Consider the following 16,940-nt stretch of genomic DNA (forward strand, 5'->3'; position numbering starts at 1 on the left):
AATCGAATAACAACAAAAGGAATGAAATCCAATCCTTCTACCGTTTAAGGAGCTGAATAACCAAAAAACAATAAACTTTACATAAAAAGGAATCATTGTGAGGGAATAGAAATATAACGTAACAGATAAGCTCCCTTTAATGTAATGGTTGTTTAAAGATGGAAAGTTACTAATTCTGGTTATGAGCCTTGCCAAAAGAAATTTAAAAGCCTCTTCCCGATTGAATTTCGAGAAAAGGCCCTCATTTAGTTTACTCTATATCGTGCCTACTTGAGCTTTTTTATGACTAACTATGATTTAATTAACTTTCTCATAATTTTATTCATCATCATTTTACTCTTGACATTGACAGAAACATTTCCTTTTTTTGTTACATATAACTTTACATCTGTTTTTAGCCATCGTATTAGCTCGGGATTTAAGACGGTAATCTGAGAAGACGACAATCTAAACTTATGTCCATGTATCTCATAATATAGATCATATATTGCTTCTTCATTCACAAAGTGTTTCCACATTAATGAAAACCCATTCTCTTCTGTCTTGTAATAAATTTTTTCTTTAGTTATTCTATTTTTCACAAAGAACTCTAATGTACGATTTCGTGGGTATTTATCCACGAGCAGCTTTATTTGATCTGTATCCGTTTGAAGTGCTTCAACAATTATGTTCTTTCCTAACAAAGATAAATTTCCTTTTTTAGTGAAGAATAATTTAAAATGACCATCTAATTGAGGCTTCTTTAAAACTGAGGCATCTGTCAGCATATCAGATGTAATTCTAAACAAATCTACACTGTTATTATTACTTACAGATAAATAGATATCATAAACATCCGTATTGTCAAAATATTTTAAGTCGATCGATACAGAGTAGCCTTGCTCAGTTTTAGTGAAAGCAAATGCCTTTTGATCTTCAATATTGAGGCGAGATCGAGCTTGTAATTCAAGTGTGTTAATATCAAATGCTTCAGGGAAAGTTAAGCCCCCAATTTCTACATAGCCATTGTTTAATTTTATTGAATTAATTTTGATAAATTGAGGCAGCATCTTTTTAAGTTGAAAAAGTTCATCTGGAATATGCGTCTTCTTATTTTTGTATAATTGAAGAGCCCAGTAAAATTTACCTTTATCTTTAATAATTTTGCCTTTTGGTTTTTCAACCATAAATTTAACTAGTTCATCACTTAAATTATTCAGAATCATATAAATATATATATTCTTAATGATACCTAGATCATTATCATATATATCTTCAATCTGGCTAAAGATGGATCTTACTTCTTCAAGGTATACTTTTTTAAATTCTTCACTATTTACAATTCCAGATATCGGAAATAACAATCGCTCTAGATTTCTTTTCAAAAATTCATTCTTTATATACTTATCGCCAAATGCATTAAAGTAATTGATTTGGTATTCATAAGACTCTATTCGATCTTTAAAGTTCTTAATGTCACTATTTGTTTGAGAAATGGATTTATGAGTGGCATCTTCTCCACGTTTTCTCCATAGATAAACCAAATCAGTAATAATGGAGATTTGTTTAGCATATAGAAATGCTTTATGGACCATTGGCCTGTCAGCATAAAGCATACCAGGCGGCATTAAACAATCGTATTTAAGGATAAATTCTCTATTAAATATCTTGTTCCAATAAAATGCATCGTAGAAAATATCCAAATACTCTTTAACATTTGTGATGTCTTTATTCTCTTTCCAAACTTCTCTTTCTTTTTTATATAAAATCTCTTTTTGAAGTCCGTCTATTAAAACATTTGCTTTTCCAATGACAATATCAGCAGATGTTTCTTCAGCCTTGTGATACATCTTCTCGTAAGCATCTAGAGGGACAATATCATCAGAGTCTACAATGGTAACATATTTTCCTTTTGCTCTTCTAACGCCGTTATTTCCTGCAACGGCACCCCCACTGTTTTTTTGATTAACGACCGTTAAGTTTGAATATCTCTTGGAATATTCCTCTAAAATAAACAGGCTGTTATCAGGGCTTTCATCATTTACTGCGATGATTTCAATACCTTTTAACGTTTGATTCACTAATGAATCTAAACAATCTCTTAAGTATTCTTCTGTGTTATAAACAAGAACAACAACACTTAGTTTAATTTGATCGTTCATTTAAAATCACCTAATTCATATTGAATAATTTCACATATTTGTTTTACTTCTTCTTTTGAGAGATTAGCATACATTGGCAAACAAAGGATACGATCACTTACACCTTGCGCAACAGGCGTTTCTTTCACATCGTAGTCGTAGCAATCAAACTGACTGCAAAGTGGATAAAAATATTTTCTCGTAATGACATTATATTTACCTAATTGTTCACAAAGTAAATTACGTTGTTTATGGTCTTTCAGCAAAATAGGAAAATAAGCATAATTCGGTTTTACATAATCCGGAAACTGTAGTAAACGAATATCATCCAGTCCTTCTAAATAGTGTAAATAGTTTGTATAGACTTCTTTTCTTGAGTCAATTTCGTTATTTATAATTTCAAGGTTAGAAAGACCCATTGCTGCTTGAAACTCATTCATTTTTGCATTCGAGCCTACATATTCCACCGTTTCAGGAGACGTTATTCCAAAGTTTTTCAACGCATTTAAGGTTGGGGCTAGTGAATTATCTGAGAACGATAGCATCCCTCCCTCGATGGAGTGGAACACTTTAGTCGCATGAAAGCTGAACATCGACACGTCTCCAAAATTCGCGATGCCTTTTCCATCTACTTCTACTCCAAATGTATGGGCAGCATCATAAATAACCTTTAAATTGTGTTTGTCAGCTATCGTTTGAATGGCTTGTATATCACAAGGATTGCCAAAAACGTGGACAGCTAAAATAGCAGACGTTTTTTCCGTAATTAAATCCTCTATTTTTGCAGGGTCTATATTATACGTCACTGGATCGATATCACAAAAAACCGGTTCAAGGTTACAGTTCTTAATGGCGTGAGTGGTTGAAGCAAATGTAAATGGAGTAGTAATAACTTCACCCTTAAGATCTAAAGCTTTAAGTGCCATTTCTAAGGCAAGGTGACCATTTGTAAATAATTCCCCATTTTTTGTACGTAAAAAGTTCTTTAACTCATTTTTAAACTCTTCATGGACGGGACCATTGTTTGTTAACCATTTTCTATCCCAGATACCTTTAATATAACCCATATAGCGTTCATAATTTGGGAGAGATGGTTGAGTAACCATTATTGTATTCTCAAAGACAAGCTCATTTTTCATCCTAATATCTCCAATCAATTAGGGATTCAATCGCATCTAAGTCAAATACAGGAAGGCCAAATTCTTTATGGATTTGTTTTCTTTCATTGTAGGAATCATCAATAAATATCGCTTTTTTGTCGTGCTTGAAATAAGTATGTTTAAAATCTGAATGAGTAATATGAATAATTTCATTGAAAATACCTGCATCTACTTTTAGCTTATTTAACGTTTCTCTAATGTCATGTACATGCTTTGTAATTAAGATAAGTTCAATGTCTTTTGCTAAACATTGGTAAATAAACATCATAACATATGGATTTACCTTATCCCCAAAAGTAACCGTATCATCAAAATCAATGTAGACTCTTTCAAAATCCAGATCAAATTTGAAACGATTTGTAAACGCTCTGTCTACTTCGATAGAGTAGTCATTTTCAATTATTTCAATATCAAACCCAAGTCTGTCATATATCGTAAGAAGCGGGAAGTTCACTCCTTTATTACGGTAAAGGTTCATCGTTCCGGCTACTCTTGGAGCGATTTCAAGAAGCTTAAATTTCCCTTCTACATCCTCTTTTACTTGAAAAAACCACATTCCCCTAAAGTTTAAGGTTTGATTAATTTTATCTGCTATCATTTTTATGGATTCATCTATTTTTAAGGTGTGAGAATTTACACTAATTCCACTCTTAATACGTTTTCTTTCTCTCATTCCAGTAAATCTAAGCTGTCCATGACGGTCTGTAAAGCAATCAATTGTATATTCTTTCCCTGGCAAATATTCAAGAATTAATAGGTCGCTATTCTTTTCAAGATTATACTCTGCTTCTTCTTTCGTATTTGCTAACGCTACCCCTTTTGAACCTTGTCCAACATCAGGCTTAAGAAAAACAGGATAAGACTCTACTTCGTCAATGTGACTATACATGTGAGGGTTAAACGATTCGCCGTTAAAGAGTTCATATGTTACCTTCTTAGAACGGCTCACTTCACAAGTATATTGTTCTGAAGTTAATACTTCTGCCTTAAGACTTTGTTGGTGTTGAGATAATTTTAGTACGACGCTATCATGTGCAGGGAAAATAAAGTCAATCTGTTCATCCTCTATCACTTTATTTATCGCCTCAATAAAGCCTGGATCATCGATATTTGGTATTCCTTCAATGTACTGTTTATATACATACTTTCCGTGGTCCGCTATACTAGATCCCCCAATTAACTGGATACCTTTTGCATATTTAAGTGCATTATGAATCTCAAGCCCTATCTCAGATCCACAAGGAAAAACTAATGCTTTCTTATTCAAACAAGATCACCCTTTTTAAATATTATTTCTTACTGCTTAAATACTTTCTCAATCACTTTCTTGCTAGCATTTCCATCCTCAATACTACAGAATTTTTCATAAAAAGTAAGATAACGTTCATGATACTTTTCCTTAACTTCTTCTATATTAAGAATAGCATCTAATAGCTCTTGCCCATTCTTCAAGACTGGACCTGGAAGCTCTTCTTCCATATCTAAATAAAACCCTCTAATATTATCCTTATATTTTTCATAGTCATAGGCATAAAAGAGAACAGGCTTTTTGGAATTCACATAATCAAAGAAAACAGATGAATAATCTGTAATTAATAAATCTGCAATAAGGTATAATTCTTGAATATCGTCGTATTTAGAGCAATCATAAATAAATGATTGATGTTCATCTTTAATGACAAGAGCATCTCCAACTAAATGGTGCATTCTCAGAACTAATACATAATCATCGCCTAATTTGTTATAAAAGTTATCAATATCAAACTTTAATTCAAATGTATGCTCCCAAGAACCAGCCATTTCATCGTCTCTCCAAGTCGGTGCATATAAAACGACTTTTTTGTTAGATGGAATTCCTAGTTTAGCCTTTATTTCTTCTGTTGTTTGTATAATCTCATTTTTCTCCTGATAAAAGAGATCATTTGCTGGATACCCGTATTCTAAAATTTCTTTATTATATTTAAATGCTCTTTCAAAGATCTCAGAAGAATATTTATTTGCGGCTATTAAATAATCCCAATTTCTTGATTCTATATAAAAATTTTCTCTAGCTAATGTTTCCGGTCCTTCTATATCAATATCAAAGCCTAATTTCTTAAGCGGGGTCCCGTGCCAAGTTTGTAAATAAACGTTACCTTCTCTTTTACGCTTTACAGGAAAGATAATATTACTAACCCAATACTTAGCTTTTGCAAGGTAACGATAGTAGTCTTCAGATTCCCTTGATACTATTACAGGAGAGCCTGGTATATCATCGGGGTTTAACCCGCTATATGACCAAACAAAAGTGTAGTCTTTAAAGTTCGGGTTTCCAATTAATTCCTCATAAACATATTTGGGATTTCCGGAGTAATTCTTCCCAAAAAAGCTTTCAAAGAATACCATTTTATTATCTAATGGTTCATTATCAGCCGTTTCATTAAAAACGGTTTTCCCTTTAGCAATTTGATAGGTTTTGTCAAATTGGATTTTGTCTGTGTACCATAATGCCAGACTATTTAAACCCATTGTGGCATATAAGCTTGTTAAAAATTCATCAGTATTTGGAATATTCAATAAAAATCTATCTTCTTCGTTTTTAAAATCACTATAGCTTTGCAGGTTGATTGGTTTCCGGTAAACCACTTCGTTTTTTATATTCCTCAATTGTAAGAAAGCATCCCATCTAGAATTAACGACAAGAGCACTATTAAACTTATCTAAATAAACAATTCCGCTGTAATTGAACCTTCCTTTTGCCATTCCCTTGTTAAATTCTAAAGTAAATCCAACAAATTTATTAGTGTCTCTTCTTTTAAAAATGATTTCAGCACTTTCTGGCTTTTTGTTATCCAAATCTTCAATAGAACCGTTAAGATAAAAATTATTTCCTATTACTTTTAATTCTTGTACTTTTTGTTTAAAGGATGTTTTTGTAGAATGAATGGTTAAATTATTTTTTACTGTTTTTCTTATTTTATATTCCCTTTTGGTAGATTCGTCTATAAATTGAGCCTGTTTTAAATTAGTATTAAATGCTATTCTTTTCTTAAGCGATCTACCTGCGATATAACCTATAAAATAAAAATCTAAATTCCCATCATCTGTTAGCTCTGAGAGTTCTTGGAGAGGTATGAAGCAAGTATTGTTTTTGAGAGGAATGTGTATTCTTCTACCAGAGGAACGATCTCTCACTAGTAACTCTTTTTTAAAAAGAAAGTTTAGATCTTTAAAAAATAATTTCAATAAATGGTTTTCATCATCAATGATAATATTTTTTAATGTATGCTTTAATGAAATTTTCTTTAAGAAATTTCTCATTTTTGTATTCATTGTAGATTCTCCTTGCAATTATGAAAGGTTGCTAATTTATTTAAAAACGGGAATAAAGGATTTACGTTCTGTTGTGGTATCGAACGTAAATCCTCTCTGTATTTTATTTCTGAGAGTACATATTCGAATAATAATCTTTGTATTCGCCAGAAACGATCTTATTTGTCCATTCTCTATTATCCAGATACCAGTCAATCGTCTTAATAATTCCTTCTTCAAAAGGAGTATCAGGTAACCAGTTTAATTCCTTCGAGATCTTCGTCGGATCAATCCCATACCTGCGATCATGACCTTTCCGATCTTTTACAAATGTAATGAGCTCTTCTGAAATAGAGGAATCCACTTTCTTATTTAAGTGGGCAATAATCGTTTTAATAATATCGATATTCGTCTTTTCATTATGTCCACCGATATTGTAAACCTCACCTACTACTCCATCATTAATCACCATATCAATTGCCTTACAGTGATCCTCTACAAATAGCCAATCTCTAATATTCATACCATCACCATAAACTGGTATGTTCTCTTTCTTTAGGCAATTATTAATAACTAAAGGAATCAACTTTTCTGGGAATTGATATGGACCATAGTTATTTGAGCATCTTGTAATGTTCACAGGCATTTTATACGTATCTGCATATGCTTTAACCATTAAATCACCTGACGCTTTACTCGATGAATAAGGGCTATGCGGATCAAGCGGAGTCGTTTCCGTGAAGTATCCTGTTTCTCCTAATGAACCATACACTTCATCCGTTGATATTTGAACGTATTTTTTTCCAGGTTTAAATTGATCATCTTCTAATTCCCAATGTTTTTTCGCAAGGTTAAGTAAATTAAGCGTGCCGTTAACATTTGTCTCAACAAAGATGGATGGATTTTCAATACTTCGGTCTACGTGAGATTCTGCAGCGAAATTGACTACATAGTCAACATCATACTTCTCAAAGATTTGATTAATGGCCTTTTCATCACGAATATCGGCTTGAATAAACTCATAATTTTGGTTATGTTCCACGCTAATCAAATTTTCTAAATTCCCTGCATACGTTAGGGAATCTACATTAATAATTTTTATATCTGTGTATTTGTTCAGCATATACTGTACAAAATTGGCTCCTATAAATCCTGCTCCGCCAGTAACTAAATACGTTTTCAAATGAATCACAACCTTTACTAATCGTTAATTTATTTCTCTTGACTTGTCCCTGCTATACGAACTAAATACTTTCCATAATCTGTTTTCAACAGAGGCTCAGCCAGATTTAATAATTGTTCTTTAGAGATGAACCCTTTTCTGAATGCAATTTCCTCAACACAGGATATATATAACCCTTGTCTGTTCTGAACAGCTTCTACAAAGTTACTTGCTTCCAGTAGACTACTATGAGTTCCAGTATCTAACCAAGCCATACCTCGTCCTAACGTTTCCACCTTTAAGTTTCCTCGTTTTAGGTAGGTATCATTTATCGACGTAATTTCAAGTTCCCCTCTTGCAGAAGGCTTTACATTCTTTGCAATCTCAACTACATCGTTATCATAAAAGTACAGTCCCGGAACGGCATAGTTTGATTTTGGTTGAGATGGCTTTTCTTCAATACTAATCACATTGTCATTATTATCGAATTCTACTACACCGTAATCTTCTGGATTACTTACATAGTAACCGAATACAACCGCACCTTCGTCTAGTTTAACCGCTCTATTTAATGCTTCCATAAATCCTTGACCATAGAAAATATTATCACCTAACACTAGGGCCACTTTTTCGTCCCCAATAAACTCTTCACCTAGGATAAAAGCTTCAGCTAATCCACGAGGTTTTTCTTGTACTTGATAAGTAATCGAAATCCCAAGTTCTTCGCCACTTCCTAATAGTTGCTGATACTGCGGCATATCATTTGGAGTTGATATAATTAGAATATCTCTAATGCCAGCTAACATAAGTACAGATAATGGATAATAGACCATTGGTTTACCATAAATAGGTACTAACTGCTTTGAAATTCCTTTTGTGATTGGATAGAGTCTTGACCCTGTTCCTCCTGCTAGAATAATTCCCTTCATAATTAACACCTCATTGATATGTTCTATGTAATTTCATTCACAAAATTCTTTAGTATAAAATACATAAATACATCGTTATTATTTTATTTTTTTTATTATTCCCATTATGTTCATCCTTTATATATTAAAGAAAATAATAATATAATTCAACAATTTTTTGTAATAATCGACAAGCGTCAATCTAAGCATTTACCTAGATTGTACAGCAACTTGTATTCTAATAAGAAAACAATTAAAATTATATCGATACTGTTACTCCGGAAGATGAATTGCTTGTATAGTAGTCTTCCTCCTTTCAATAACAGTTTTAATTCTTGGAGTGAAAATTTAGGAACTTGTCACATTATGTTATATATTTTTAACACTATTTGATAAGGTTTCCTTTGTCATGATTCTAGATATGCCCACACTTAAATGATTGGTTAATCGTTATTCTTCAACCAACATCCTTTTTCTGTATAGTATTGATAAATAAAGTGCTTAGAAAATTTGTACTAAATGATTAGCGGGCTATAACCGATAACACAGTGCTACATATTTGATTGTTTTCATAAGGAGAGGTTTTGTTTGTTAAATAAACTAAAAAGAAGCAGCTTTATTAAAAAGCTTTACCAAAAGACTTTCTCCCTTGTGGGAAAATTTCCAGCTAATAAAAAATTAGTGATGTTTGAAAGTTTTTTGGGGAAACAATTCAGTTGTAATCCAAGAGCAATATATGAATTTTTAGAAGAGAATCACCCTGAATTTAAACTGGTATGGAGTGTTGATAAGCGATATGCGGAGGACTTTAAACGCAAAAACATTCCTTACGTCGAAAGGTTCTCTATCAAATGGTTATTCTCCATGGCAAGAGCTCGGTATTGGGTTTCAAACAGCCGGCTTCCGCTATGGATTAAGAAACCTTCACACACTATTTATCTACAAACATGGCATGGTACACCGTTAAAGAAGTTAGCGATGGACATGGATGAAGTCCATATGCCTGGTACTAATACAGAAAATTATAAAAAGAATTTTTACCAAGAGTCTCGGAATTGGGATTATCTTATCTCTCCGAATGAATACTCAACAGAGATTTTTAAACGTGCATTTCAGTTTAATAAAGAAATGATTGAATCAGGCTACCCACGAAATGATTATTTATATAATAGTAATAATAAGGAAACGATTGAAGAGGTAAAAAAGAGACTTAATATCCCTTTAGATAAAAAAATCCTATTATATGCACCTACATGGAGAGATAATGAATTTTATAGTAAGGGACGATACAAGTTTAATTTGAAGCTCGATTTAGAGCAAATGCAAAATGAACTGGGAGAAGACTATATTATTATTCTTCGTATGCATTATTTAATCTCTGAGAATTTAGATATCAGTAACCTTGAAGGATTTGCCTATAACTTCTCTCATCATGAGGATATTCGTGAGCTTTATTTGATTAGCGATCAATTAATTACAGATTACTCTTCTGTATTTTTTGACTTTGCGAACTTAAAACGTCCGATGATTTTCTTTGCCTATGATATTGCCTCCTATCGTGACCAATTAAGAGGGTTTTATTATGATTTTGAAAATGCAGCACCGGGACCTATTGTTAAAACAACGAACGAAGTAATAGAGCAAGTTAAACTGTTAGAAAAGCAACCATTTCAATATGAAGACTTTTATACTAAATTCTGTTATTTAGAAGAAGGAAATTCAAGTAAACGTGTAGTCTCTACAGTATTTACTAAATAAAAGCTATTCAATGAAGCAATATTCTTGTGATGCGCCTAACATAAAGATTCTATACTAATTGCAAAATGCTCCTCAGAAAAAGGGCTGCCTACTAGTTGATTTTTCAACTAGTAGGCAGTCCTTTTTAATTCCTTAATCATTCAGATGCTAAGCTAGCATTTTTTTCTCTCCATAATAAATACAACGATTTTAACATTAAATTGTATACGAAATAATTACCCTCTCCTACATTAAAGCAGAAGTTCCTTTTATACTTACTTTTCTCACATGACCCATAGGTGTACTTCGTTAGAAAATCACCTACATAGACAAATATAAAAGGACTGAGCTCAGTGAGCTCAGTCCTTACCAATTGCCAAAATAAAATGGTTTTCTAAAAGTTTGCTTTAAGACCTTCAGTAACTGTTTCTTATTTGACTACTTTAACATAATCTTTTGATAACCAACCTGTACTATTAGAATTCGGTAAATAAATCTGATACCAATCATTATTCTCGACTGGGTTACCATTATTATCTAACACTCTCTTTAAATAAGTGTTACTGTTTACCGTTGTCAAAATATCATCATTTGTTGATGGACCTTTTCGTATTCTTAAGCCATCATCGGTTACCATGATTAAGTTTCCAATATCTAGATAATCACCTGAGAACCAAACTTCCTGTCCGTTCACCTTAATTCTATACCAATCATCACGGACATCCGTATTAATTCCTGTCACTTCTACTCTAGTACCTGCATTTAGTTGTCCAATTAATGTTGAACTACTTACGTAAGGAAGTGTTCGATAATTTACTCCATTATCATTAACGACTCCCGTAATTCCTGCAGGAAAATCAATGTAAATATGAGTTGGATACGGTTCGCCATTTGGAATATCTCTACTATAAGTTGGAGGTGCTGGTGGTTGATACGTTGATGCATCCACACGATCATAATATTGAGCATCGAATGGTTTAATTTGTTCCATTAAATCAGCAATTCCATTCTTCCAGTTCTGGTCTGTCGCATACTTAACATTCATCCCAACTAGGTCTGGGCCATTATAGTATCTTCCGCCTGGTGTTAAGTAGTCTTTCTTCACTTGATAGGCTACATAACTGATACTATCATCTCCCGTTGGGAAATAAAAAGCACATGTTACTGGGCAGGAATCATATGCTCCATAGCCAAAGAAGTTTCGCTTATATTCAGTCAATGTCGATTCGCCCCATCCTGTTTCCCAAATAGCATGGGCTACAAGATATTGCGCGTTCACACCCGTTTTATTTTGTACATTAATAAAGTCTTGGGCATACTGCTTTAACAAACTTCCTGAACGATTTTTTCTATCAAAGAAATCGACAATATCTTGGGCTGTAATATCAGAAGGTTTTCTTAAATCAACTTCAATAAAGGATGTTGCTGATACTTTATCTAACTCAAATTTAAGTTCAGCACCTAGAATTCCATCAAAATAATGAATCTCAATATCATGTACACCAGCTGAAAGATCCATCGTTATTTGACGTTTATTCCCTGATACATATTTCCAAGAGTCTATTTTTTTGTTGCCATCTACATATAACCTAATACCATCATCCGCATGTATCGTAAATACATAATTACCAGGCTCTGTAATTTCTATTTTCTTTTTAAGAATCGCACTAAAATGATCTGCTGGAAGAAGGGGTGATGGTGCCTCTTGGTTCCACTCAAAATCCACATCATTTAGCTTTACTAACGGGTCTTTTCCACCCATAATGACTGATGGTCCTGTTAAATTCTCGTTACTAAAGAATTCTGCAAACCATCCATCATTCTTTGAAATGTTTTTAGCATCATTATATGGTTGGAGTACAAATTCAGCTCTGCTAGCTTGCGTTGCTTCTTTATACCTTACTTCAATCCAGTGTATATCCTTTTCTGATGCAGAACCATTTGTGTGATCAGCTATGTTAATTTTAATCGAATCTTCTCTAAATCCACCATTGGTAAAGCGGTCAACAACCATTTGCCCATCGATTAGTACTTGAATACCATCGTCTGCTCCGGTTCTTACTACATACTCACCAGCAGAAATCCTTTTAGCTGTTACATAACTGGCAGAAAAACCGTCTACAGGTACTTGATTTGGAAGAGGACTATCATATCCATTATTTTCACTTAACGCATCGTAAGTTCCTATTCCTTCTAAAACCTTTGATCCAATTGGTGAACCATCCAATGTTTGATTAGGATAATAATAGGCTACCCAATCTCCAAATGGAACAATGTTTGAATATAACAACGCTTCTTTTATACCTTCTCGGTAATTAGTCGTAATCGTGTGATTACCTGCCGAGACTCCTGTTAGCAGAACTCGATCAATAATGGAGTTCGACGAATAATTCCATCGATCAATTACTCTATTTTGATCAAAATCGACTCTTACACCATCATCTGCCATCGTTTGAATAAAGTAATCTCCTCCGGAAAGGTACTGACTTTGATCAAAAGTAGCAGTGAAGTTATCAGGCTGAACCTCTACAGTAGGACCGAAATCTCCCCAGTTATAGCTAAGAGCTTTTTCGGTAGCGGAGTAATGGTCCTTTCCTTTTTCAAGTTCAAATTTAAGCCTTGACCCAAGAGTTTTATCCATATGCTCGACCACAATGGTATGCTCACCACTCGTTAGGTTAACGCCGGCTTGTCGTAGATGATTACTTTGATAACTCCATGAGTTAATTAATCGTTGGCCATCTACATAAACCTTTACTCCATCATCCGCCCAAGCATTAAGTACATAATATCCTGGTTCTGTAATATTGACTTTCTTCTTAAATCTTGTAGAGAAATAGTCCTCTTCAATTAACGGACTAGGTGAATCAAGTCCCCAATCGAAATTTAAGTCATCAATTTTGGTTGTGGCTGACTTACCACCTAATACTACTGGGGTACCAGTAAGGTCTATATTAGGAAATACCTCTCCAACCCAACCATCTCCAACAGAAGGATCCTCAATTTCATTGTAGGGCTGCAGTCCGACATTAAGTCGACTGGACAAGATTCCTTCTTTATATTTCACTTCAATCCAATGAACATCTGGGTTTGCAGCTGTGTCATTGTTTTCAATATGGACTTTTACGTCATCTTCTCTATATCCTGCAGGTGAGAAACGATCTAATACAAGTTCACCGTCTATGTATACTTGTAGTCCATCGTCCGCTCCAGTTCTTAATACATAATCCCCTTCAGGTAGCTTCATTGCCGTTGAATATAAGGCAGAAAAATGATCTTCTGGTACAACTCCAGGCACAGGGCTATCTTGCCAATTCGTTTCGTTTAAGTCATTGAATTGCCCAATTCCATCAATCACCTTTGAAGTGAGTGGAGTACCTTCAAACTCTTCATTTTCATAATAATAAGCTAACCAATTACCAAAGGGAACAATATCAGAAAATATCCCTGCTCCTTTTACTCCTTCATTATACAAAGTCGTAATGTTATGATTACCAGCCGAGACGTCTGTTAATACACTACGATCAATATATTCCGGAGAGTACTTCCATCGATTAATTACTTCTTTTCCATCAACATCCACAAATACACCATCATCTGCATAGGTTTGAACAAAGTAATCCCCTTGATCTAAGTGTTGACTTTGGTCAAATTTTGCAGTGAAGTAATCATATTGATTACGTATTGGTCCTGATGCACCCCAATTATGTTTAATACTAGGGTTATTCTCGTTGTAATCTATCGATTCTTTAACAATATCAAACTTAATTCTGGCGTTTAGTATACTTTCATAGTAATCTACTTTAATATCATGTATACCTTTAGTTAAGGGAATTTGGGCTTCTCGATATCCGCCCGACACATACTCCCATGAGTCTATAATTAAATCGCCATCAACATAGACCCTTACTTTGTCATCTGCACTAACTTGTATGGAATATAAATCGGTTGAATCTATTTCCCATTTCCTGTTGAACGTTGCAGAAAAATGATCATTTGAAACTTCTGGGTGTGGAGACCCTGAACCCCAATTCAAATCTAGGTCCATTAATGGAGAAAATGCTTGTTTTCCTCCTAGAATAATAGATTGGCTCTTGGAAGTACTATCAGAGGAAACCTCTCCAACCCAACCATCGCCTGGGCTAATATCCATTACTTCATTGTAGGGCTGTAGAAGAAAATTTAAATTAGAAGAGCCTGATGAGTGTTTATAACGTACCTCAATCCAGTGTGTTTGATCACCTTGTGATTGATCGGATATTTTCACCTTTACAGCTTCTTCTTTTATTGGATCGTCTTCAAATCTGTCTACTACTAGCTCTCCATCTACATAAACTTGAACGCCATTATCTGCACCTACACGTAAAATGTAATCTCCAGCTTCAAGTTTTTTTGCGGTTACAAACTTAGCAGAATATCCATCTGCTGGTATCTTATTAGGGGCTGGGCTTGATGTTCCAACGTCTACCGCTAAGGCACCTGAAGCATCCTCTGAAATAATTTCAGCATCTTTAGGTGTTCCACTCGTTGTTGTATTTGGATAATAATAGGCTAACCAATCATTAAACGGCACAACATGAGAATAAACGAATGAGCCTTTGATACCTTCTTGATAAGAAGTTTGAATATCATAGAGACCTTTTTGAGTATTATTCAAAACAGCCCTATCAACTAATGATGAATATGAATAGGATAAACGATCAATGACTGTATTGCCGTTTACGTCTACTCTTACCCCATCATCCGCCATTGTTTGTATGAAGTAATCTCCCTTTTCTAGCTCTTGTGACTGATCAAAATGAGCTTCAAAGTTATCATTTAAACCGTTAGGTCCTCCTAATCCCCAGTCATACTCAACTTGAGGCGTCTTTTCAGTATAAACAGCTGCTTCTCTAGCTTCTATACTTTGACCATAACTGAAGATTAACAGCAATGAAAAACTTCCTACTATTAATCTTTTAATTACTCATTCTCCTCCTTTAAATTATTTTACTTCTAAAACAAAAAGTAACATTGTAATAGTATCATAATGATATTTATGAGTCGAAGTATAATTCAACAATTTTCTGCATACTTTTCATTTACCGAAGCACGTAATTGAGTATTTTACTACTGTTTTACATTGTATTTCAAATGTTACAACGGGAGAAGTAGGCAGTTGTTTAGCTAAATTGATAGACTTGAAGGGAATGGAGTCGAAATATACTTCTACAATATTATCCATTTTTTTCATTTAATGAATTTCATAACCAAATATATAACTAGTGATTTACAATATGTATCAAATATTACATTTTAAACAATTGGCAATCGTTATTTAGCTATACTGTTTGAAAAAGATATAAGAAGATTGAAGTGAAAGGATGACAAGAGGCATGATTTGTTATGTTAATTTTTTTATTGAAAATTTTCCAGAAAACTATTGACCGTACCTACTGACAGAAATCGAATATAAGCCCTTAATGGTTTAGAGCAAATCTTTCCACTTCCTCAAGAGAAGTAATGTTTAAACGACAATTTACCGCTAATAAAACGAGCTCCTTAGGTAGTGAATCACACCAACTTTATAATCAACCTCTCCATTATAACTGTATAAAGTACAACCGATTCGAAAGCTATCTAAAGCCACCTTGTCAACTGCACTTCCCTTAATTAGACAGAAACGAAAAAAAGACACCTTGAATGTGTCTTTTCTTAAATAAATTAATACCTACGGATAACCGATATAGGAAATGTTCTCAACAATCCCTCATTATTTTATTAACTTAAATCAATGCACTAAACCAAAATATTCCCTACAATACAATCAAAAAGCTAAGGAGTGAATTCTATGAAGTTTTTACAAGAAGACACCAATTTCCTTCGTCATTCTGCCATCATAGCAGGAGTATCATTGCTCATCATGACACTCGCTGCATTTTTCTCTTATGGCTATGTCCATAGTTCATTAATTAATCCTGACAATCCGCTTGCAACCTTAAACAATATTGAAGCATCGGCCCATTTGTTTAAGGCCGGAATATTTGGATGGTTCGTTATTCTCATAACAGATATTCTCGTTTCATGGGCATTTTATCTCTTTTTAAAGCCACTTCATAAAGGGTTTGCCGTGCTAGCTGCTTGGCTTCGGCTCATGTATACGGCCATTCTGGCTATTGCCCTATCAAACCTTCTTCAGGTCGTTGAATTGGTCAGTTATCGTGGAGAGTTGTTCAATGAGTCTCAAATAACGCTCGCTTCTCAAGTCTTCATGTCTATCCGAACATTTGAATCAACTTGGGCGTTTGGATTAATCGTATTTGGTATGCATCTATTAATAGTAGGTATTGTGGTCATCAATACGAAAACAGTTCCAAAAGTGATCAGCATTCTTTTGATTGCAGGGGGTGTAAGTTATATATTAATTCAACTATTAATTGTTTTTTTCCCAACGTTTGATAATGTAATCACCATACTAGAAATCATACTGAGTATTCCCATGACCATTGGTGAGCTGGGATTTGGCGTTTGGTTATTGATAAAAGGCGGTAAAACACCTTTTCGTCATTAAGCCCTCCCTTTC

General features: G+C 33.9%; 8 protein-coding genes and 1 pseudogene. 2 read left to right on the forward strand and 7 right to left on the reverse strand.

Features of this window, described 5'->3' with window-relative positions; translation table 11 throughout:
• Positions 1-290: 290 nt before the first annotated feature.
• From WAK64_RS14880 to rfbA, 6 genes are all read right to left on the reverse strand, one after another.
• The gene (locus WAK64_RS14880; RefSeq protein WP_336587783.1) at positions 291-2,141 is read right to left on the reverse strand and encodes a glycosyltransferase family 2 protein; all 1,851 of its coding nucleotides are present in this window, start codon (positions 2,139-2,141) and stop codon (positions 291-293) included.
• On the reverse strand, positions 2,138-3,259 hold the full coding sequence (locus tag WAK64_RS14885) for a DegT/DnrJ/EryC1/StrS family aminotransferase (protein ID WP_336587784.1): 1,122 nt from the start codon (positions 3,257-3,259) through the stop codon (positions 2,138-2,140). Before WAK64_RS14885 ends, WAK64_RS14880 begins: the two co-directional genes overlap by 4 nt.
• A gap of 1 nt (position 3,260) precedes the next feature.
• A complete protein-coding gene (locus WAK64_RS14890) occupies positions 3,261-4,547 on the reverse strand; it encodes an ATP-grasp domain-containing protein (protein WP_336587785.1) in 1,287 nt (428 codons plus the stop codon).
• A 29-nt stretch (positions 4,548-4,576) separates the two neighbouring features.
• Complete coding sequence (locus WAK64_RS14895) at positions 4,577-6,592, reverse strand: CDP-glycerol glycerophosphotransferase family protein (protein ID WP_336587786.1); 2,016 nt, start codon at positions 6,590-6,592, stop codon at positions 4,577-4,579.
• Positions 6,593-6,695: 103 nt separating this feature from the next.
• A complete protein-coding gene (gene rfbB, locus WAK64_RS14900; RefSeq protein ID WP_336587787.1) occupies positions 6,696-7,754 on the reverse strand; it encodes a dTDP-glucose 4,6-dehydratase in 1,059 nt (352 codons plus the stop codon).
• Between the two features lie 29 nt (positions 7,755-7,783).
• Positions 7,784-8,662: a glucose-1-phosphate thymidylyltransferase RfbA gene (rfbA, locus tag WAK64_RS14905; RefSeq protein ID WP_336587788.1), complete on the reverse strand. Its 879-nt coding sequence runs from the start codon at positions 8,660-8,662 to the stop codon at positions 7,784-7,786.
• 567 nt (positions 8,663-9,229) lie between these two features.
• Between rfbA and WAK64_RS14910 the strand changes: the two are divergent.
• A pseudogene (locus WAK64_RS14910) lies at positions 9,230-10,399 on the forward strand (CDP-glycerol glycerophosphotransferase family protein); the annotation flags it as partial.
• A gap of 409 nt (positions 10,400-10,808) precedes the next feature.
• On the opposite strand, the gene WAK64_RS14915 reads toward WAK64_RS14910, so the two are convergent.
• Positions 10,809-15,311: a PA14 domain-containing protein gene (locus tag WAK64_RS14915; RefSeq protein WP_336587789.1), complete on the reverse strand. Its 4,503-nt coding sequence runs from the start codon at positions 15,309-15,311 to the stop codon at positions 10,809-10,811.
• A gap of 897 nt (positions 15,312-16,208) precedes the next feature.
• On the opposite strand from WAK64_RS14915, the gene WAK64_RS14920 reads away from it, so the two are divergent.
• Positions 16,209-16,928 (forward strand): DUF4386 domain-containing protein, encoded by a 720-nt coding sequence (locus tag WAK64_RS14920; protein ID WP_336587790.1) that lies wholly within the window; start codon positions 16,209-16,211, stop codon positions 16,926-16,928.
• Positions 16,929-16,940: the final 12 nt, after the last annotated feature.

The organism is Bacillus spongiae, assembly GCF_037120725.1.
In the GTDB taxonomy this organism is placed as follows: domain Bacteria; phylum Bacillota; class Bacilli; order Bacillales; family Bacillaceae_K; genus Bacillus_CI; species Bacillus_CI spongiae.